General features: G+C 34.7%; 16 protein-coding genes, 2 tRNA genes and 3 rRNA genes. 17 read left to right on the forward strand and 4 right to left on the reverse strand.

Annotation, left to right across the window (positions count from 1 at the left end):
• Window positions 1–24: 24 nt before the first annotated feature.
• Window positions 25–408: a hypothetical protein gene (locus FBF22_RS02050; RefSeq protein ID WP_002860258.1), complete on the forward strand. Its 384-nt coding sequence runs from the start codon at window positions 25–27 to the stop codon at window positions 406–408.
• A gap of 43 nt (window positions 409–451) precedes the next feature.
• Here the strand turns inward: FBF22_RS02050 and FBF22_RS02055 are convergent, their stop codons facing one another.
• On the reverse strand, window positions 452–1,036 hold the full coding sequence (locus FBF22_RS02055) for a YigZ family protein (RefSeq protein WP_002875084.1): 585 nt from the start codon (window positions 1,034–1,036) through the stop codon (window positions 452–454).
• Between the two features lie 127 nt (window positions 1,037–1,163).
• On the opposite strand from FBF22_RS02055, the gene FBF22_RS02060 reads away from it, so the two are divergent.
• The 7 genes from FBF22_RS02060 to rrf all read left to right on the forward strand — a co-directional run bounded on the left by FBF22_RS02060 (window position 1,164) and on the right by rrf (window position 9,175).
• Complete coding sequence (locus tag FBF22_RS02060) at window positions 1,164–2,390, forward strand: hypothetical protein (protein WP_002875083.1); 1,227 nt, start codon at window positions 1,164–1,166, stop codon at window positions 2,388–2,390.
• On the forward strand, window positions 2,383–3,120 hold the full coding sequence (locus FBF22_RS02065; protein WP_002859502.1) for a hypothetical protein: 738 nt from the start codon (window positions 2,383–2,385) through the stop codon (window positions 3,118–3,120). The genes FBF22_RS02060 and FBF22_RS02065 overlap by 8 nt, the downstream gene beginning before the upstream one ends.
• Before the next feature lie 463 nt (window positions 3,121–3,583).
• Window positions 3,584–5,096: ribosomal RNA gene (locus tag FBF22_RS02070) — 16S ribosomal RNA — on the forward strand.
• A gap of 102 nt (window positions 5,097–5,198) precedes the next feature.
• Window positions 5,199–5,274 (forward strand) — tRNA-Ala (locus FBF22_RS02075).
• Between the two features lie 8 nt (window positions 5,275–5,282).
• Window positions 5,283–5,359, forward strand: a tRNA-Ile gene (locus FBF22_RS02080).
• 536 nt (window positions 5,360–5,895) lie between these two features.
• A 23S ribosomal RNA gene (locus tag FBF22_RS02085) occupies window positions 5,896–8,802 on the forward strand.
• A gap of 256 nt (window positions 8,803–9,058) precedes the next feature.
• Window positions 9,059–9,175: ribosomal RNA gene (gene rrf / locus FBF22_RS02090) — 5S ribosomal RNA — on the forward strand.
• Together the 16S, 23S and 5S rRNA genes with 2 tRNA genes alongside form the textbook arrangement of a ribosomal RNA operon.
• Window positions 9,176–9,370: 195 nt before the next feature.
• Here the strand turns inward: rrf and murD are convergent.
• Complete coding sequence (gene murD, locus FBF22_RS02095) at window positions 9,371–10,579, reverse strand: UDP-N-acetylmuramoyl-L-alanine--D-glutamate ligase (protein ID WP_002884824.1); 1,209 nt, start codon at window positions 10,577–10,579, stop codon at window positions 9,371–9,373.
• Window positions 10,579–11,640, reverse strand: a complete 1,062-nt coding sequence (gene mraY / locus FBF22_RS02100) for a phospho-N-acetylmuramoyl-pentapeptide-transferase (protein ID WP_002859004.1) — start codon at window positions 11,638–11,640, stop codon at window positions 10,579–10,581. The genes murD and mraY overlap by 1 nt, the downstream gene beginning before the upstream one ends.
• Before the next feature lie 79 nt (window positions 11,641–11,719).
• On the opposite strand from mraY, the gene gpmI reads away from it, so the two are divergent.
• From gpmI to sdhE, 7 genes are all read left to right on the forward strand, one after another.
• The gene (gene gpmI, locus FBF22_RS02105) at window positions 11,720–13,198 is read left to right on the forward strand and encodes a 2,3-bisphosphoglycerate-independent phosphoglycerate mutase (RefSeq protein WP_002884825.1); all 1,479 of its coding nucleotides are present in this window, start codon (window positions 11,720–11,722) and stop codon (window positions 13,196–13,198) included.
• Window positions 13,182–13,280 (forward strand): hypothetical protein, encoded by a 99-nt coding sequence (locus FBF22_RS08650; protein ID WP_002869268.1) that lies wholly within the window; start codon window positions 13,182–13,184, stop codon window positions 13,278–13,280. Before gpmI ends, FBF22_RS08650 begins: the two co-directional genes overlap by 17 nt.
• Window positions 13,270–14,013, forward strand: coding sequence for a 3-oxoacyl-ACP reductase FabG (fabG, locus tag FBF22_RS02110; RefSeq protein ID WP_002859879.1), 744 nt, complete (start codon window positions 13,270–13,272; stop codon window positions 14,011–14,013). The genes FBF22_RS08650 and fabG overlap by 11 nt, the downstream gene beginning before the upstream one ends.
• 6 nt (window positions 14,014–14,019) lie before the next feature.
• On the forward strand, window positions 14,020–14,430 hold the full coding sequence (locus FBF22_RS02115) for a pyridoxamine 5'-phosphate oxidase family protein (protein ID WP_002864185.1): 411 nt from the start codon (window positions 14,020–14,022) through the stop codon (window positions 14,428–14,430).
• Between the two features lie 337 nt (window positions 14,431–14,767).
• Entirely contained in the window at window positions 14,768–16,603 is a 1,836-nt protein-coding gene (gene sdhA / locus FBF22_RS02120) for an 8-methylmenaquinol:fumarate reductase flavoprotein subunit (RefSeq protein WP_165433257.1), read from the forward strand.
• Window positions 16,600–17,565, forward strand: coding sequence for an 8-methylmenaquinol:fumarate reductase iron-sulfur subunit (gene sdhB, locus FBF22_RS02125; RefSeq protein WP_002884828.1), 966 nt, complete (start codon window positions 16,600–16,602; stop codon window positions 17,563–17,565). The genes sdhA and sdhB overlap by 4 nt, the downstream gene beginning before the upstream one ends.
• A gap of 3 nt (window positions 17,566–17,568) precedes the next feature.
• The gene (sdhE, locus tag FBF22_RS02130; RefSeq protein ID WP_002884829.1) at window positions 17,569–18,426 is read left to right on the forward strand and encodes an 8-methylmenaquinol:fumarate reductase membrane anchor subunit; all 858 of its coding nucleotides are present in this window, start codon (window positions 17,569–17,571) and stop codon (window positions 18,424–18,426) included.
• Between the two features lie 23 nt (window positions 18,427–18,449).
• Here the strand turns inward: sdhE and tenA are convergent, their stop codons facing one another.
• Window positions 18,450–19,118, reverse strand: coding sequence for a thiaminase II (gene tenA, locus FBF22_RS02135; protein ID WP_072223318.1), 669 nt, complete (start codon window positions 19,116–19,118; stop codon window positions 18,450–18,452).
• A 109-nt stretch (window positions 19,119–19,227) separates the two neighbouring features.
• Between tenA and acpP the strand changes: the two genes are divergently transcribed.
• Entirely contained in the window at window positions 19,228–19,461 is a 234-nt protein-coding gene (gene acpP / locus FBF22_RS02140; RefSeq protein WP_002854831.1) for an acyl carrier protein, read from the forward strand.
• Window positions 19,462–19,486: 25 nt separating this feature from the next.
• Complete coding sequence (locus FBF22_RS02145) at window positions 19,487–20,701, forward strand: beta-ketoacyl-ACP synthase II (protein ID WP_002884830.1); 1,215 nt, start codon at window positions 19,487–19,489, stop codon at window positions 20,699–20,701.

Genomic DNA, 20,701 nt, shown 5'->3' on the forward strand with positions numbered 1-20,701 from the left:
TGCATATTTTGAAAGGAGAAAACTATGCAGGTAAATTATAGAACGATCAGCTCGTATGAATACGATGCTATTAGTGGTCAGTATAAACAGGTGGATAAACAGGTTGAAGATTATTCTTCATCTGGAAATTCTGATTTTATGGATATATTAAATAAGGCGGATGAGAAGTCAAGCGGAGATGCTTTAAATTCTAGCAATAGTTTTCAAAGCAATGCGCAAAACTCAAATTCAAATTTAAGTAATTATGCTCAAATGTCAAATGTTTACGCTTATCGTTTTAGACAAAATGAAGGCGAGTTGTCTATGAGAGCTCAAAGTGCTAGCGTTCACAATGATCTTGCGCAACAAGGTGCAAATGAACAAAGTAAGAATAATACTTTGTTAAATGATTTATTGAACGCAATTTAATCAAAAGCTCCATTTTGGAGCTTTTGTATTTACTTGCAAGAATTTATAATTTCTCTATTTCAAAAGGTGCAAAATTTTTACAAAAAATTTCAAATTCTTGCTCCTCTTTTTCATTTAATTTGATATGTAATATAGCTTTGCAATCCTTAAAATCTTTTGTGAAATTAAAAGAATAAGTTTTTAAAAAATGTTCAAAACGATTTAAATTTTTTAAATCAATAACAATGGTCATATTTTTTTTCAATTCAAATGAAAGTAAAGAAGAATTATTGATCACGGCATTTGCCGCATCACTATAGGCTCTTACAAGTCCCCCTGTACCAAGTTTTATACCGCCAAAATATCTTACAGTGATTAAAGCCGCATTGATAAGATCATAGCCCCTTAGAACATTTAAAGTTGGCATTCCAGAAGTTCCTTTAGGCTCTCCATCATCACTTTTATCTTCTGCAATTTGATTAAAATCATTTAAAACACGATAAGCATAGACAAAATGAACGGCTTTTGGATGTTCTTTTTTTAGTGTTTCTATTAAAAATTTAAAATCTTTAAAAGGGCAAAGAAAAGATAAGAAAGTAGATTTTTTAATATCGATTTGTGTTTGAAAAATTTGATCAATAGTTTGCATTTTTGCCTTCTTTTATTTAAAATTATACTTATAAAAACTAAAATCAATTTGATGTTAATTTTTAAGATATTTGATATTTGTATGATTTGCATTGATATTTTAAGTTTAATTTTGTAAAATTTTCATTATGGAAAAAATCAAAAATTATAAACTTATCATCATTTTACTTAGTCTTGATTTGTTGGCTTTGCTTTATGGAATTTCAACACTGAGTATTAGTGCTGATGAAGCTGATATTTATTTTGGTGAGCAGGGTAAATCGCTTATTTTTTCCTATAGTTTGCTTTATTATATATCTCATTTTGGAACTTTTATTTTTGGGCAAAATGATTTTGGTTTAAGGCTTCCTTTTTTATTTTTTCATTTTTTAAGTTGTTTGCTTTTGTATTTGCTAGCTTTAAAATATACTAAAACTAAAATTGATGCTTTTTTTGCTTTATTGTTATTTGTTTTATTGCCGGGTACTGTTGCAAGTGCTTTACTGGTTAATGCCGCATCTTTGGTGATTTTTTTAACCCTTGCTATATTATGTGCTTACGAATATGAAAAAAAATGGCTTTTTTATATATTATTGATTATAGTATTATTTGTTGATAAATCTTTTAATATTTTATTTTTAACTTTTTTCTTTTTTGGGATTTATAAAAGAAATGCTATTTTATTTACCTTATCTCTTGTTTTGTTTGGAGCGAGTATCAGTTTTTATGGTTTTGATACAGGTGGTCGCCCAAGAGGTTATTTTTTAGATACTTTAGGAATTTTTGCTGCATGTTTTTCTCCTTTGGTTTTTGTGTATTTTTTTTATACTATTTATCGTTTGACTTTTCAGAAATATAAAAATTTATTATGGTTTTTAATGAGCGTAACATTTGTGTTTTGTTTGTTGCTTTCTTTAAGACAAAAACTTTTTTTAGATGATTTTTTGCCTTTTTGTGTTATTTGCACTCCTTTGCTTATAAAAACTTTAATGCAAAGTTATAGGGTGAGATTACCAGTTTTTCGATTAAGGTATAAAATCTTTATAGAATGTTCTATAATTTTTTTGATATTTTGTTACTTTTTAATCGTCGCTAATCAATTATTGTATTATTTTATAAACAATCCAAATCGTCATTTTGCCAATAATTATCATTTTGCTAAAGAATTGGCGCTAGAATTAAAAAAACAAGATGTTTTAGAGCTTGCAACAGCCCCAAGTTTGCAAAAAAGATTGCGATTTTATGGAATAAAAAATAGCAATAAGTTTTATTTAAAAGCTTTAAAACAAGCTGATAAGTATGATATGGATAAAAAAATTGTTAAAGTAAAACTTGGAAAATATGAAAAAGTATATCAGATTTTAAACTATGATTAAAGCTTTCAGTTTGTTAGAATTTGTGTTTATAATTCTTATTTTAGGTATAGTTTTTAATTTAGGTAGTCTTTACTTAAAAAAAGACAATTTACTAGAAGGCGCAATACAAATTCTTAATGATATCCAATACACCCAAAGTTTAGCCATGATGCAAGAAGGTATAAGAGTTGATGAGTTGGCTATCGCAAAAAGAGAGTGGTTTAAAAGTAGGTGGCAGATTTATTTTATAAAATCAGCTGCCACAGGTTATGATCAAACATATACTATTTTCTTGGATAAAAATGGCGATGGAAATGCTAATTTAGGTAAAACTGAAATCAATATAGATAGAGAAATTGCTGTTGATGTAATCAATCATAACAAATTAATGAATTCAGGTCAAAGTGGAGTTATTAGTAAAGATGATGAAAAAACTACACAAAGATTTAATCTTACAAAAAGATTCGGAATAGAAAAGGTTGAATTCAAAGGATCTTGTTCAGGATTTACTAGATTAGTATTTGATGAAATGGGCAGAGTGTATTCTCCGTTAAAAAATGCCAATTATGCCTATGAAAAAACTTTAGCAAAGAATAATTCAGATTGCATTATACGTTTGTTATCAAAAAAGCATGCTCTTTGTATCGTTATAGATACGCTTAGCGGTTATGCTTATATTCCAGATTTTAAAACACTTAAAAGTCAATTTGTTAATATAAAAAATAAAAATTACGAGTGCTCTAAAATATAGCCCCCATTATACTTATATAAATACTTACACAAATATTTATACTATTTAATCCTTTGTTTAATCCCCTTTTAAGTTTAATTGGTTATACTTTCATTTCCTTTTTTTGAAAAAAGGACTTAAAATCTTTTAAATTATAAAGTTTCACTAGCTTAGTAGATTTTATAAATTAACTCTTTTGGTTTTTATCTTATAAACTAAAAGCTTTTTTATAAATCTTGTTTTTTAATTTAAAAACTTTTCTTTTAAAAATGATTTTTTGTTTTGTTCTTTTAACTTAGTATTGTTATTCAAATCTTATTAGTCAATCTTTGAAATCTAAATAAGTGATCGATTGAGCCAGAAAGATTTAGGCATAAGTAATTATGTAAAATCTATTCAATCTAATAATTAAAAAGATTAAAAGTTTTTCTTTTAATCTTTCATAACTTTTTCTTTGAAGAAAAAGATTAAACTATCTATAATTTTTATGGAGAGTTTGATCCTGGCTCAGAGTGAACGCTGGCGGCGTGCCTAATACATGCAAGTCGAACGATGAAGCTTCTAGCTTGCTAGAAGTGGATTAGTGGCGCACGGGTGAGTAAGGTATAGTTAATCTGCCCTACACAAGAGGACAACAGTTGGAAACGACTGCTAATACTCTATACTCCTGCTTAACACAAGTTGAGCAGGGAAAGTTTTTCGGTGTAGGATGAGACTATATAGTATCAGCTAGTTGGTAAGGTAATGGCTTACCAAGGCTATGACGCTTAACTGGTCTGAGAGGATGATCAGTCACACTGGAACTGAGACACGGTCCAGACTCCTACGGGAGGCAGCAGTAGGGAATATTGCGCAATGGGGGAAACCCTGACGCAGCAACGCCGCGTGGAGGATGACACTTTTCGGAGCGTAAACTCCTTTTCTTAGGGAAGAATTCTGACGGTACCTAAGGAATAAGCACCGGCTAACTCCGTGCCAGCAGCCGCGGTAATACGGAGGGTGCAAGCGTTACTCGGAATCACTGGGCGTAAAGGGCGCGTAGGCGGATTATCAAGTCTCTTGTGAAATCTAATGGCTTAACCATTAAACTGCTTGGGAAACTGATAGTCTAGAGTGAGGGAGAGGCAGATGGAATTGGTGGTGTAGGGGTAAAATCCGTAGATATCACCAAGAATACCCATTGCGAAGGCGATCTGCTGGAACTCAACTGACGCTAAGGCGCGAAAGCGTGGGGAGCAAACAGGATTAGATACCCTGGTAGTCCACGCCCTAAACGATGTACACTAGTTGTTGGGGTGCTAGTCATCTCAGTAATGCAGCTAACGCATTAAGTGTACCGCCTGGGGAGTACGGTCGCAAGATTAAAACTCAAAGGAATAGACGGGGACCCGCACAAGCGGTGGAGCATGTGGTTTAATTCGAAGATACGCGAAGAACCTTACCTGGGCTTGATATCCTAAGAACCTTATAGAGATATGAGGGTGCTAGCTTGCTAGAACTTAGAGACAGGTGCTGCACGGCTGTCGTCAGCTCGTGTCGTGAGATGTTGGGTTAAGTCCCGCAACGAGCGCAACCCACGTATTTAGTTGCTAACGGTTCGGCCGAGCACTCTAAATAGACTGCCTTCGTAAGGAGGAGGAAGGTGTGGACGACGTCAAGTCATCATGGCCCTTATGCCCAGGGCGACACACGTGCTACAATGGCATATACAATGAGACGCAATACCGCGAGGTGGAGCAAATCTATAAAATATGTCCCAGTTCGGATTGTTCTCTGCAACTCGAGAGCATGAAGCCGGAATCGCTAGTAATCGTAGATCAGCCATGCTACGGTGAATACGTTCCCGGGTCTTGTACTCACCGCCCGTCACACCATGGGAGTTGATTTCACTCGAAGCCGGAATACTAAACTAGTTACCGTCCACAGTGGAATCAGCGACTGGGGTGAAGTCGTAACAAGGTAACCGTAGGAGAACCTGCGGTTGGATCACCTCCTTTCTAGAGTACAAAGTAATAAGTCTCACAACTATTACTTCAATATATAAACTCAATTGATTCTTGTTTAGATTTCAAAGATTGATGATAAAGCTAATTGTTTATGGGGAATTAGCTCAGCTGGGAGAGCGCCTGCTTTGCACGCAGGAGGTCAGCGGTTCGATCCCGCTATTCTCCACCATTTATTAAGGGCCTATAGCTCAGCTGGTTAGAGTGCACCCCTGATAAGGGTGAGGTCACAAGTTCAAGTCTTGTTAGGCCCACCATAAAAAAGATTTGAATAAAGAAGCTTTAAAATCTAAAGCAAGTATATAAAATAGATTAAATATAAAATATAAACTCTATACTTAGATTTATTTTTTATCTTTAACTATAAAAGAATATACTTTAATAGATATAAGTAGCATATACATTATGCATTTATATTTATAATGAATTATGTTAATATATATACTTCCTTTAGGTTTTAAACCTAAATGTTCTTTTTAATTATCATTGTTAAGAGTCACAAGCAAGTTTTAATAAAAACAATTTTACAGGACTTGTTAAAGGATAAAACCTATTTATCTTTTCTTTAGTTTAACTTAACTTTTAGCTGTCTTTATTTCTATAAATAAAGAGAATATTAGATTTAAGGATTATAAATTAAAGACAAGTTTCAAACTCACAGCTTAGTTGAGACTAAATCATTTAGTTTTATATTAAGTGTTTGAATGCTTTCCGTCTTAAGATAAAGAAGTCTTATCATAAAAACTTTAACAAGGAAGTGATGCGTTTTAGAATCAATAATAAAAGGTAAAAAAGGTAAGCTACTAAGAGCGAATGGTGGATGCCTTGACTGGTAAAGGCGATGAAGGACGTACTAGACTGCGATAAGCTACGGGGAGCTGTCAAGAAGCTTTGATCCGTAGATTTCCGAATGGGTCAACCCAATGTATAGAGATATACATTACCTATATAGGAGCGAACGAGGGGAATTGAAACATCTTAGTACCCTCAGGAAAAGAAATCAATAGAGATTGCGTCAGTAGCGGCGAGCGAAAGCGCAAGAGGGCAAACCCAGTGCTTGCACTGGGGGTTGTAGGACTGCAATGTGCAAGAGGTAAGTTTAGCAGAACATTCTGGAAAGTATAACCATAGAGGGTGATAGTCCCGTATGCGAAAAACAAACCTTAGCTAGCAGTATCCTGAGTAGGGCGGGACACGAGGAATCCTGTCTGAATCCGGGTCGACCACGATCCAACCCTAAATACTAATACCAGATCGATAGTGCACAAGTACCGTGAGGGAAAGGTGAAAAGAACTGAGGTGATCAGAGTGAAATAGAACCTGAAACCATTTGCTTACAATCATTCAGAGCCCTATGTAGCAATACAGGGTGATGGACTGCCTTTTGCATAATGAGCCTGCGAGTTGTGGTGTCTGGCAAGGTTAAGCAAACGCGAAGCCGTAGCGAAAGCGAGTCTGAATAGGGCGCTTAGTCAGATGCTGCAGACCCGAAACGAAGTGATCTATCCATGAGCAAGTTGAAGCTAGTGTAAGAACTAGTGGAGGACTGAACCCATAGGCGTTGAAAAGCCCCGGGATGACTTGTGGATAGGGGTGAAAGGCCAATCAAACTTCGTGATAGCTGGTTCTCTCCGAAATATATTTAGGTATAGCGTTGTGTCGTAATATAAGGGGGTAGAGCACTGAATGGGCTAGGGCATACACCAATGTACCAAACCCTATCAAACTCCGAATACCTTATATGTAATCACAGCAGTCAGGCGGCGAGTGATAAAATCCGTCGTCAAGAGGGAAACAACCCAGACTACCAGCTAAGGTCCCTAAATCTTACTTAAGTGGAAAACGATGTGAAGTTACTTAAACAACCAGGAGGTTGGCTTAGAAGCAGCCATCCTTTAAAGAAAGCGTAATAGCTCACTGGTCTAGTGATTTTGCGCGGAAAATATAACGGGGCTAAAGTAAGTACCGAAGCTGTAGACTTAGTTTACTAAGTGGTAGGAGAGCGTTCTATTTGCGTCGAAGGTATACCGGTAAGGAGTGCTGGAGCGAATAGAAGTGAGCATGCAGGCATGAGTAGCGATAATTAATGTGAGAATCATTAACGCCGTAAACCCAAGGTTTCCTACGCGATGCTCGTCATCGTAGGGTTAGTCGGGTCCTAAGTCGAGTCCGAAAGGGGTAGACGATGGCAAATTGGTTAATATTCCAATACCAACATTAGTGTGCGATGGAAGGACGCTTAGGGCTAAGGGGGCTAGCGGATGGAAGTGCTAGTCTAAGGTCGTAGGAGGTTGTACAGGCAAATCCGTATAACAATACTCCGAGAACTGAAAGGCTTTTTGAAGTCTTCGGATGGATAGAAGAACCCCTGATGCCGTCGAGCCAAGAAAAGTTTCTAAGTTTAGCTAATGTTGCCCGTACCGTAAACCGACACAGGTGGGTGGGATGAGTATTCTAAGGCGCGTGGAAGAACTCTCTTTAAGGAACTCTGCAAAATAGCACCGTATCTTCGGTATAAGGTGTGGTTAGCTTTGTATTAGGATTTACTCCGAAAGCAAGGAAACTTACAACAAAGAGTCCCTCCCGACTGTTTACCAAAAACACAGCACTCTGCTAACTCGTAAGAGGATGTATAGGGTGTGACGCCTGCCCGGTGCTCGAAGGTTAATTGATGGGGTTAGCATTAGCGAAGCTCTTGATCGAAGCCCGAGTAAACGGCGGCCGTAACTATAACGGTCCTAAGGTAGCGAAATTCCTTGTCGGTTAAATACCGACCTGCATGAATGGCGTAACGAGATGGGAGCTGTCTCAAAGAGGGATCCAGTGAAATTGTAGTGGAGGTGAAAATTCCTCCTACCCGCGGCAAGACGGAAAGACCCCGTGGACCTTTACTACAGCTTGACACTGCTACTTGGATAAGAATGTGCAGGATAGGTGGGAGGCTTTGAGTATATGACGCCAGTTGTATATGAGCCATTGTTGAGATACCACTCTTTCTTATTTGGGTAGCTAACCAGCTTGAGTTATCCTCAAGTGGGACAATGTCTGGTGGGTAGTTTGACTGGGGCGGTCGCCTCCCAAATAATAACGGAGGCTTACAAAGGTTGGCTCAGAACGGTTGGAAATCGTTCGTAGAGTATAAAGGTATAAGCCAGCTTAACTGCAAGACATACAAGTCAAGCAGAGACGAAAGTCGGTCTTAGTGATCCGGTGGTTCTGTGTGGAAGGGCCATCGCTCAAAGGATAAAAGGTACCCCGGGGATAACAGGCTGATCTCCCCCAAGAGCTCACATCGACGGGGAGGTTTGGCACCTCGATGTCGGCTCATCGCATCCTGGGGCTGGAGCAGGTCCCAAGGGTATGGCTGTTCGCCATTTAAAGCGGTACGCGAGCTGGGTTCAGAACGTCGTGAGACAGTTCGGTCCCTATCTGCCGTGGGCGTAAGAAGATTGAAGAGATTTGACCCTAGTACGAGAGGACCGGGTTGAACAAACCACTGGTGTAGCTGTTGTTCTGCCAAGAGCATCGCAGCGTAGCTAAGTTTGGAAAGGATAAACGCTGAAAGCATCTAAGCGTGAAGCCAACTCTAAGATGAATCTTCTCTAAGCTCTCTAGAAGACTACTAGTTTGATAGGCTGGGTGTGTAATGGATGAAAGTCCTTTAGCTGACCAGTACTAATAGAGCGTTTGGCTTATCTTTAATAAAGCATCACTTCCTTGTTAAGGTTTTTAAGAAGACTTTGAATATAGATAATATTTAGAGTTTAATAGAAATCTTTCAAGTAGAGTTTGTATTAGAACTTGCTCTTAACATTGTTTTTTAAGTATTCTATATAAAAACTTATCAAAGATAAAAGATAAGAAAAGAAGAAAGAGAATAAAGAAAAAAGTAAAGAAATAAAAGATTAAGCTTTATTTTTTAAATTCAATCTTTCAAAGAATATTTAAATAACAATGTCCGTGATTATACAGATGTGGAAACGCCTTGCTCCATCCCGAACCAAGAAGCTAAGCACATCGTGGGTGATGATACTACGCCTTACTGGCAGGGGGAAAGTAGCTCATTGCGGACTTGTTAAATGTCTTCATTACTTACTTTATATATAAATCCTATGTTTATTTTTATTGTTGTTTTAGATGATACTTAGAATCGTGTTTAAAAAAGAGTTTGCTGCTGGTTAGGGTTTTTAGAGAGAATAGGGTGTTTTTAGGGGTTTGAAAATACTAGAAGGATAAAATTTAAAATTTTCTATGAAAAGTAAAATAAATTAAATTTTATTCACACATTCTTTAAAGACTTTTCCACGCTCTGCGTAAGAGTTGAACTGATCTAAACTTGCACAAGCGGGACTTAAAAGAGCTACTTCATTGACTCTTAAGTGATTTGAAATTTCATTTACAGCTTTAGATAAAACTTCACATTTATAGGCTTTCAAATTCGCTTTTTTTGCATAATCAAGCATTTTTTCGGTACTAATACCTATAGCATAGAGTTCTATATCAAATCCTTTCATAAAATCAAATAAATTGCTAAGATCTACACCCTTATCATCTCCCCCTATGATAAGATGGATTTTTTTATCTTTATAGCGACTAAGCGCAGCCATTACTGCACTTTCATTTGTGGCTTTAGTGTCATTTACCCAAAGCCTATTTTGACTGTCTTTAATCTCTTCGAGTTTATTTTTTTCCATTACAAAGCTATTTAAAGGCTCATAGCTTAAAGTATCAAGTAGAATTTTTTCTATAGCTAAAGCCATGATAGCATCGAGTAAAAAAGGACTTTTAAAGGAAATTTTTTCCGTATCAATGCCAAATTTAACAGCTAGATCTTTTTCATCTTCATAGCTTATTTTATGAGCTTTTGTTGGAGTATTTGCATAAATTTTAGGCAGTATTGTTACATCACATTCATTCATTCTTTTTAAAACGCTTAGCTTATCTTGAACATAATTATCAAAACTTCCATGCCAAGAAAGATGATCAGGACTTATAGGTAAAAGTGCATAAATTTCAGGTTTAGCTTTATGAGTGTAGTGTAGGGTAAAAGATGAAGTTTCAAGTATCCAAAGTTTTGCATAAGGATTAAGCTCTGCTAAAGGAGTTCCAACATTTCCACCCATAACAGCACCAATGTGTGATAATAAATGTGTAGCCATTTGTGTGGTGGTGGTTTTGCCATTGGTTCCGCTTATCCAAACGGATTTTGGCATGATATCATAAAAAAAGTCATATTCGCTTTGTAAATTTTTTGCTTTTTGAATGAGTTTGTGCTTTGGTGGAAAACCTGGACTAGGAATTTCAATATCGCTTAAATTATCATCAAAATCATTAGGATTTAAAAGTAAATTTCCTAGTGTATCTTTTTTTGTTTCTGTAAAATGATCATCATAGATATCAAAAGACCCAAATTGATCTACCAAATTTTCAGCAATAGCGCGTGTGGTTTTTCCGTATCCAAAAAGTGAAATTTTCATTATCTTAGCTTTATTGATGCAAGTGCAAGTAAATTTGAAAGTAAGGCTATCATCCAAAAACGCACTATAATTTTATTTTCTACCCAGCCAACTTTTTCAAAATGATGATGAATAGGTGCCATTTTAAATACTCTTTTATTAAAAATTTTAAAACTTCCAACTTGTAAAATTACAGAAACAGTTTCAAGAACAAAAACAAAACCTATCAGTAAAAGTAAAATTTCATTTTTGCTAATGATAGCTAAAAATCCTATGAATCCACCTAAAGCTAAACTCCCGCTATCCCCCATAAAAACCTGCGCAGGATAACAGTTGTACCATAAAAATCCCATTAAAGCACCGATTAATGCAGCACAAATAATCACTACTTCACCAAGTCCTTGAATTTTTGGCAAAAGTAAATATTCACTATAATTTAAATTTCCGCTCAAATATAAGAATATCCCTAAAGTAGATAAAGAAAAAATACTTGGAACTGTAGCTAAGCCATCAAGTCCATCGGTTAAATTTACAGCATTAGAGCTAGAAATTAAAACCAAAATCCAAAAAGCAATGGCAAAAATTTCCATATCAAAAAGAGGGTGTTTGTAAAAAGGTATAAAAAGTTCCGTGCTAAGCTCTGAACTAAAATATAAAGGTAAGATGCAAATAAGTCCAGCGATGATTTGTGCTAAAAGCTTCATTCTTGGACTAAGTCCTGAATGATTATCTTTTTTTAGAACTTTGCCTAAATCATCTATGAGACCTATCAAACAAAAAAGTATCAAACAAAGTAAAGCACTTATAGCAAAAATATTATCAAATTTGATACAAAATAAACTTGCAATTACTGCAGAACTAATGAAAATAAGCCCACCCATGGTTGGAGTATGGCATTTGGTTTTATGAGTTTCTGGGGCGTATTCGTAAATAGGTTGACTAGCATTTTTAGCTTTTGCCCAAGTAATAAATTTAGGCATTAAAAATAAAGACAAACATAAAGCGATAAAAAATGCAAATCCTGCACGCACACTAATATAAGTAAAAAAAGCATAATGACTTAAATCTGAAAGATAATACAAAACCTAGCCTTCTTTTTGGTTTTTAAAAGTTTAATTTTAGTAAAATCTAACCAAAAAAATTCTTATAAAAGAGAGAAAAATGAAGCAAAAATGCGTTTTAATTATTACAGATGGAATAGGGTATAATAAGAATAGTAAGTTTAATGCTTTTGAAGCAGCTAAAAAACCAAGTTATGAAAAGCTTTTTAAGGAAGTCCCAAATTCTTTACTAAAAACGAGTGGTTTAGCTGTAGGTTTGCCAGAAGGGCAGATGGGAAATAGTGAAGTAGGGCATATGTGTATAGGAAGTGGGCGTATTATTTATCAAAATTTAGTGCGTATTAATAAAGCCATTGAAAACAAAGAACTTGAAAAAAATGAGAATTTACAAAAACTTTTAGCAAAATGTAAAAGAGTGCATATTATAGGGCTTTATAGTGATGGCGGGGTGCATTCTATGGATACGCATTTTAAAGCCATGCTTGAAATTTGTGCGAAAAATGGCAATGAAGTTTTTGCTCACGCAATCACTGATGGGCGTGATGTAAGTCCAAAAAGTGGCTTAAATTTCATAAAAGATTTAAAAGAATTTTGTGAAAACTTAGGCGTGCATTTTGCTACGCTTTGCGGGCGTTTTTATGCTATGGATAGAGATAAGCGTTGGGATAGGGTAAAAGAGTATTATGAGTGCTTGTTAGGTAAGGCTTATAAAGTGCCAAATTTATTAGAATACCTACAAAAATCTTACGATGAAAATATTACTGATGAGTTTATCAAAGCAGCTCAAAATGAGAATTACAAGGGCATGAGAGAAGAAGATGGCATTATCTTTATCAATTTTAGAAATGATAGAATGAAACAACTTGTTGAAGTGTTAAATTCTAAGGATTTTAAAGAGTTTGAACGCGAAAAAATCTTTGAAAATTTACTTACTATGAGTGTTTATGATGATAAATTTAAACTCCCTGTGCTTTTTGAAAAAGAAAAAATTGAAAATACTTTAGCGCAAGTGATTTCTAAAGCAGGGCTTAGTCAGCTTCATACCGCAGAAACCGAAAAATACGCCCATGTAACTTTCTTTTTTAATGGCGGAAAAGAAGAGCTTTTAGAAAATGAAACAAGGGTTTTAATCCCAAGCCCCAAGGTAAAAACTTATGATGAAAAACCCCAAATGAGTGCTTTTGAAGTGTGTGATGCAGTGAAAAAAGGCATAGAAAAGGGTGAGGATTTTATAGTGGTAAATTTTGCAAATGGAGATATGGTTGGACATACAGGTGATTTTAATGCTGCTATAAAGGCTGTCGAAGCGGTGGATACTTGTTTGGGCGAGATTATAGAATGTGCAAAAAAGCATGATTATGCTTTTATCATTACAAGTGATCATGGAAATTGCGAGGCTATGCAAGATGAAAAAGGAAATTTGCTTACCAATCACACCACTTTTGATGTTTTTGTTTTTGTGCAAGCAAAGGGAGTTTCAAAGATTAAAGATAATATGGGGCTTAGCAATATCGCTGCAAGCGTGCTTAAAATTTTAGACTTAGAAATTCCAAAAGAAATGAATGAGGCTTTATTTTAGTTTGTTTGCCTTTTTTATAAGAAATTTGTTAAGATTGCAATTTTTAAAATTAAACTTATTAAGGATAGATAATGAAATTTAGTGGAAAAAATGTTTTAATTACTGGAGCAAGTAAGGGAATAGGTGCTTCTATCGCAAAAACTTTGGCGGGTTTTGGACTTAAAGTTTGGATCAATTATCGTTCAAAACCTGAACTTGCAGATGCTTTAAAAGATGAAATTATTGCAAGTGGTGGCGTTGCTGCTGTGATTAAATTTGATGCAAGCAAAGAAGATGAGTTTGAAAACGGTGTAAAAACTATAGTTGAGAGTGATGGAGAATTAAGTTATCTTGTAAATAATGCAGGCGTTACAAATGATAAACTTGCTTTAAGAATGAAATTAGAGGACTTTAGTAGCGTTGTAGATACAAATTTAAGCTCAGCTTTTTTAGGTTGTAGAGAAGCTTTAAAAACCATGAGTAAAAAACGTTTTGGTGCTGTTGTAAATATCGCTTCTATTGTCGGAGAAATGGGCAATGCTGGACAAGTAAATTATTCTGCTAGTAAAGGTGGAATGATAGCTATGACTAAATCTTTTGCTAAAGAAGGAGCAAGTAGAAATTTACGCTTTAACTGTGTGACTCCAGGTTTCATAAAAAGCGATATGACTGAAGTTTTAAGTGATGAAATCAAACAAACCTATCAAGACAATATCCCTTTAAAACGCTTTGCAGAACCTGAAGAAGTGGCTAATTGTGTAGCGTTTTTACTTAGTGATTATGCCTCTTATGTGACAGGCGATGTGCTTAAGATCAATGGTGGTTTATATATGTAAGGAAAAATGATGGATTTAAAAGAAATAGCACAATTTTTAGATGATAATGCACCGGCATTTTTAGCCACTTTAGGAACTTGTGGAAATCCTAGAGTGCGTCCTATACAAAGTCCATTGCTTATGGGAGATAAAATTTATTTTTGCACAGCAAACACAAAGGGACTTTTTAAACATATAAAAAATTATAATGGTATTGAATTTTGTTCTTGTGCAAAAGATGGGACTTTTTTAAGACTTAGAGCTAATGCGGTTTTTGAACCAAATTTAGAAGTTAAAAAAATGATGTTTAAAAAATATCCTTATCTTGTAAATCTTTATGAAACTCCACAAAATCCGAAATTTGAAGTTTTTTATCTTGATCATCTAAGCGCTAGAATGCAATTTATGAATGGAGAATTTAAGCTTTTTAAGGCTTAATGATTTGATAATTTTATTAACTATATATTAATTAAGATAAATATTATCTTAATTAATATTAACTTTTTGTTATTTTTTTAAGGTATAATCATTCCGTTTAATTTACGAGGAATAGATTATGATATATTGCAAAAATTTTTTAATATTTATTTTATTATATTCATTTATCTTCTTTGATTACTTATCTTATGCTTTTTTATATTTACTAAATTATAAATTTGTTTTTAATCCATTTTATATTGAAAGGAGAGTTTGTTTTTGGATTTTTGGCATGCGGTTATGTAAGATTGACTTACATTAAAAATTATTATTAATTTTTTTAAATAAGGAGAATGATATGGGTGAATTTTCTAGAAGAGATTTTATAAAAACAGCCTGTATTAGTGTAGGAGCTTTAGCTGCAAGTTCAAGTGGAGTTTATGCTTTAGATGATTCATCTAAGATGGATAAAGATACAAATTTACCTTCTTGCGATGTTTTGGTAATTGGATCAGGTGGAGCAGGTTCGCGTGCTGCAGCCGCAGTGAGAAAAGAAAATCCAAAATTAAGCGTTGTAGTAGCTACAAAGATGATGCCATCGCGTAACGCAACTTGTATGGCAGAGGGTGGAATTAATGGAGTTACTGATTTTTCTAATGGAGATTCCTATAAATTACATGCTTATGATACTATTAAAGGCGGAGCTTATTTGGTAGATCAAGACGCGGCTTTAAAATTTTGCGAATTAGCTGGAAAGGCTATTTTTAATATGGATTTTATAGGAACCTTGTTTTCAAGAAATGAGCAAGGTGGAGTAGCTCAGCGTTTAATGGGAGGAGCTTCTAAGAAACGCTGTAACTATTCTGCAGATAAAACAGGTCATATTTTAATGCATTCTTGTTTAGATGATGCTATTAGTAGTGGTGTGAAATTTTTAATGGATCATGAACTTTTGGATATAGGTGTTGTGGATGGAAAATGCGAGGGTGTCGTTTTAAGAGATATACAAAGCGGTGGAATTTATCCTGTGTTATGCAAAGCTTTGGTGATTGCTACAGGGGGATACACAAGGATATTTTATAATAGAACTTCAACTCCTTTTATTGCCACAGGAGATGGTGTGGCAGCTGCTCTTAGAGCAGGACTTGGTTTTGAAGATCCTGAGATGATACAATTTCACCCAACAGGAGTTGCAAATGGTGGAACTCTTATTACAGAAGCGGCGCGCGGTGAAGGGGGATATCTTTTAAATAATCGTGGTGAGCGTTTTATGAAAAATTACCATGAAAAAATGGAGCTTGCACCGCGAGATGTGGTTGCGCGTGCTATAGAAACAGAAATTCGTGAAGGTAGAGGTTATGGCGAGGGACTTGGAGCTTATGTTTTGTGCGATGTACGCCACTTAGGAAAAGAAAAAATTTTAAAAGATTTACCAAAAATTCGTCACACTGCAATGCTTTTTGAAAATATTGATTTAGTAGATACTCCTGTACCTATCCGTCCAACGGCGCATTATTCTATGGGTGGAATTGAAGTGGCTAAATTTGAAGATATGAGTACTAAAATTGCTGGAATTTATGTAGGTGGAGAAGCTTCTTGCATTTCTATACATGGAGCTAATAGACTAGGGGGAAATTCTTTAGCCGATGCAGTTGTAACAGGGCATTTAGCAGGCATTGGTGCGACAAATTATGCTAAAGATGTAAGTTTTGGAAAAGGGGCAAAAACTCATGAACTTGCTCAAAAATGGCAGGTTAGATTTAAAGAAATTACAAATAATGGCGGAAATGGTCAAGAAATGTATGAATTGCGAGAAGAGCTAGGAAGTCAAAATTGGGATAATATGGGGATTTTTAGAACTCAAGAAAAACTCGATCTTCTAGCAAAAAAATTAGAAGATATACAAGCGAGATATGAAAAAATTCGTATTCCAAATCCTAATGAAGTGATGAATACTGCTTTTACAGATTATGTAGAGCTTGGTAATTTGATTTTACTTTCTCGCTGTGCTTGTTTAGCAGCTAGAAATAGACTTGAAAGCCGTGGGGCTCATACTAGAGAAGATTATCCAAAGCGAGATGATAAAAATTTCTTAAAACATAGCATTGTAAATTTAGAAAATGATGAATTAAAACTTAGTTATAAAGATGTCGTGGTAACTGAGTTTTCACTTGATGGAAGGAGAGTACAATGAAAATTATCATAGATCGTTTTAATGGCAAGGAAAAATATGAACAAAGTTATGATATTGATGATAAGGATATACAAGGAAAAACTTTGCTCTCTCTTTTGCTTTTTATCAAAAAAACAAAAGATATTACTTTAAATTTTACCGCCTCTTGTCAATCTGCAATTTGTGGGGCTTGTGCAGTTCGTGTGAATGGGCATTCTTATCTTGCTTGTGATACTAAAATGCAAGATTTGTTAAAAGAATATGATAATCCTTCAAGTATACGTATTTCTCCGCTTGGAAATTTTAGAGTAATTTCTGATTTAATTGTGGATTGGGAACCTTCTATAGAAAATTTAAGAAAAATTCGTCCTGCCATGGTGGCAAAAAATGAATTTTCAGCGGAAAAGGGCTGTAAACAAAGTCAAGAAGAATTTGATCGTATTAGCAAGCAATGGGATTGTATTTTATGTGGTAGCTGTGCTTCAGAGTGTAATAAATTAGAAGCAGATAGTAGCGATTATATGCAACCTTTTGTTTTTACTCATGCTTGGCGTGCAGCGGCGGACTCTCGAGGTAAGGATCCTATGTTGCATGTAAAACCCAGCGTAATGAATGGACTTTGGCTTTGTGTTCATTGTCAAGAGTGCGCTGATCGTTGTCCAAAGGGTATAAGTTCAGTAAGTGATATAGCAAATTTAAGAGTGATGGCGATTAAAAAAGGTTTAAATGAAGGCTTAGGGCCTGATCATGCTGAAGCTTTTTATAAAGATTTAGTTGAAGGTTCAGGACGCTTGAATGAAATTTATCTTGCTTTGCGTTCTGAGGGTGTTATAGGTTCTATGGGTAAAACAGATATAGCTTTTAAACTTATGCGTGCAGGAAAAATGAATCCTATGCATGTTTTTGGCGAGGGTGAAATAGAAGGGCATAAAGATTTGGTTAAAATGATAAAGGCGGCACAAGAAGCTGCTGTTAAGGAGTAAAATATGCAAAAAGAATACGCTTTTTTTCCAGGTTGTGTTTTATCTCAAGCTGCAAAAGAATCTAAAATTTCACTTGAAGCTATTGCACCTATTTTGGGTTGGAAGTTGAATGAAATTAAGGGGTGGAGTTGTTGTGGGGCTTCTCAAGCGCAGTGTGTTGATCCTATTGCGACTTTGGTAGCTAATGCAAGAAATATTGCTTTAGCAGAAGAGATGAAAATGCCAATGCTTACAACTTGTAGTACTTGTATGCTAACTTTAGCTAAAGCAAAAAATACTCTTGATAAGGGTGCAAAAGAACGCATCAATACTTTTTTAGTAAAAGGTGGAATGAAATATCAAGGTTCAACGCCTATTACAAGTCTTTTGTGGGAGCTTTATGAGGATTTGGATAATTTAAAAAGCAAGGTGAAAAAGCCGCTTTCAAATTTAAAAGTAGCTTTATTTTATGGTTGCCATAGTTTAAGACCTGAAGATACTTTCGGTAAAAAAGAAAGTTCAACCAATCCAAAAAGTTTTGAAAGTGTAGTAGAAGTTTTAGGGGCTAAAATAGTTCCTTTTGAAAAACGCCTTGATTGTTGTGGTTTTCATGCTTCTTATCCTGCAGAAAAATCTGTGAAAAAAATGTCTAGTCAAATTGTCAATAATGCAAGTGAAAATCAAGCTGATTGTGTTGTAACACCTTGTCCACTTTGTCAAATGCAGCTTGATATCTATCAAGAAAGATTTCAAGATTATACTAATTCTAAAGCAAGATTGCCTATTATTCATTTATCACAATTAGTAGGACTTGCATTAGGACTTTCTAAAGAAACGGTTGGTTTAGATTATAATATTATTGATGCAAGTAAAATTGCATAAAAACATGGGCAAAAAGCCCATGTTTAAAGATTTAATTCCATTCTTAAAGAATGCTCCCAAAAAGCCACTTCCAAGCGTGTTACAGTATGAAAAATTTCGCTGAGTTTTTGGAATTTTTGTGCACTAACACTTGAAGTATAAGAATTAACAAAATCTTCAAATTCTTTAGCTTCATTTTGAAAATTTTCACTTCCATAGGTCAAAATCCATTCCTTGTAAGGATGATCTTTTAAATTTTCATTTTTTAAACGATTTATAATTTCAGCACCTATTTTTGCATAGCCTATAGCGCAAGCACTAAGAGCAACTAACATATCTAAAAAATCTCCATTTTCACCTACGCTTAACATATAACGCGAATAGGCTATATTGACTAAACTTTCATCTTTTATATCGAGTTCATCTGCATTAATGCCAAGAGATAAAATTGCACGATGAAGTTCCATTTCTCCTTCAACTATATAATTTTGAAATTTCATAGCAAAACGAAGTTCTTTTGCGGTATTTGAGTTGAGTGCTAATCTTGCATAACATTTTGCGTAATTAAGCAAATAAATATAATCTTGCTTGAGATAAAAAAGAAAATTTTCTTGCTTTAGGCTTTTATCTTCCAATTTTTTAACAAAATCATGATGTAGATAAGCATTCCAAATTTTTTGATTTTCTTTGATTAAATTAGAGAAAAGCATCATTTTTCCTTTATGTTTTAATATTTTATTTTCAAGTATAATGAAAAACTATAAATATTTTAAGCTTTTTATAGTAAAATACGCTTTATTTTAATTTTTTGAAGGAGAACAAATGGCAACATTTGATGATGTAAAAGCAGTAGTAGTAGAGCAATTAAGTATTGATGCAGATGCAGTTAAAATGGAATCAAAAATTATTGAAGATTTAGGTGCTGATTCTTTAGATGTTGTAGAGCTTATTATGGCTTTAGAAGAAAAATTTGAAGTAGAAATTCCAGATAGTGATGCTGAAAAATTAATTAAAATTGAAGATGTTGTAAATTATATTGACAATCTAAAAAAATAATTTTTTTCTTGCAAGGAGCTTATTCTTGAAAAGAGTTGTAGTTACAGGTATTGGTATGATCAATGCCCTTGGTTTAGATAAAGAAAGTTCATTTAAAGCAATTTGCAATGGAGAAAGCGGAGTAAATAAAATTACTCTTTTTGATGCCACAGACTTTCCTGTTCAAATTGCAGCTGAAGTTAAAAATTTTGATCCATTAGAGGTTGTTGATGGCAAAGAAGTAAAAAAAATTGACCGTTTCATACAACTTGGAATTAAAGCAGCAAGAGAAGCAATGCAGGATGCTGGATTTAGCGAAGAATTAGACAAAGAAGAATTTGGCATTGTTTCGGCTGCTGGTATTGGAGGTTTGCCTAACATAGAAAAAAATTCCATTATTTGTTCCGAGCGAGGTCCGCGTAAAATTTCCCCTTTTTTCATACCTTCAGCACTTGTAAATATGTTAGGAGGTTTGATTTCTATAGAGCATGGACTTAAAGGGCCAAATATTTCTTGTGTTACAGCTTGTGCAGCAGGAACTCATGCTATAGGAGAAGCTTATAAAAGTATAGCTTTGGGAAATGCTAAAAAGATGTTAGTCATAGGTGCAGAAGCTGCGATTTGTCCTGTGGGTATAGGTGGTTTTGCTTCAATGAAAGCTTTATCAACTAGAAATGAAGATCCACAGCATGCTTCAAGACCATTTGACAAAGAAAGAGATGGTTTTGTCATGGGAGAAGGTGCTGGAGCTTTAGTTTTTGAGGAATATGAAGAGGCTAAAAAACGCGGTGCTACGATTTATGCTGAATTAATTGGATTTGGAGAAAGTGCAGATGCGCATCATATTACTTCACCAACTTTAGATGGGCCTTTAAGAGCTATGAAAAAAGCTTTAAATATGGCAGGGAATCCAAAGGTAGATTATATCAATGCACATGGAACTTCAACCCCTGTAAATGACAAAAATGAAACAGCAGCAATTAAAGAGCTTTTTGGCAATAATATCCCGCTTATAAGTTCCACCAAAGGACAAACAGGTCATTGCTTGGGTGCTGCAGGTGCAATTGAAGCAGTTGTTAGTGTTATGGCTTTAAGAGATGGGGTAGTTCCACCTACAATCAATCAGCTTGTAAAAGATGATGAATGTGATCTTGATTATATTCCAAATATATCAAGAAAAGTAGATTTAAAAGTGGTGATGAGTAATTCTTTTGGTTTTGGTGGCACAAATGGCTGTGTTGTATTTAAAAAAGTAGATTAA

This window comes from Campylobacter sp. CFSAN093260 (assembly GCF_012890095.1).
In the GTDB taxonomy this organism is placed as follows: domain Bacteria; phylum Campylobacterota; class Campylobacteria; order Campylobacterales; family Campylobacteraceae; genus Campylobacter_D; species Campylobacter_D jejuni.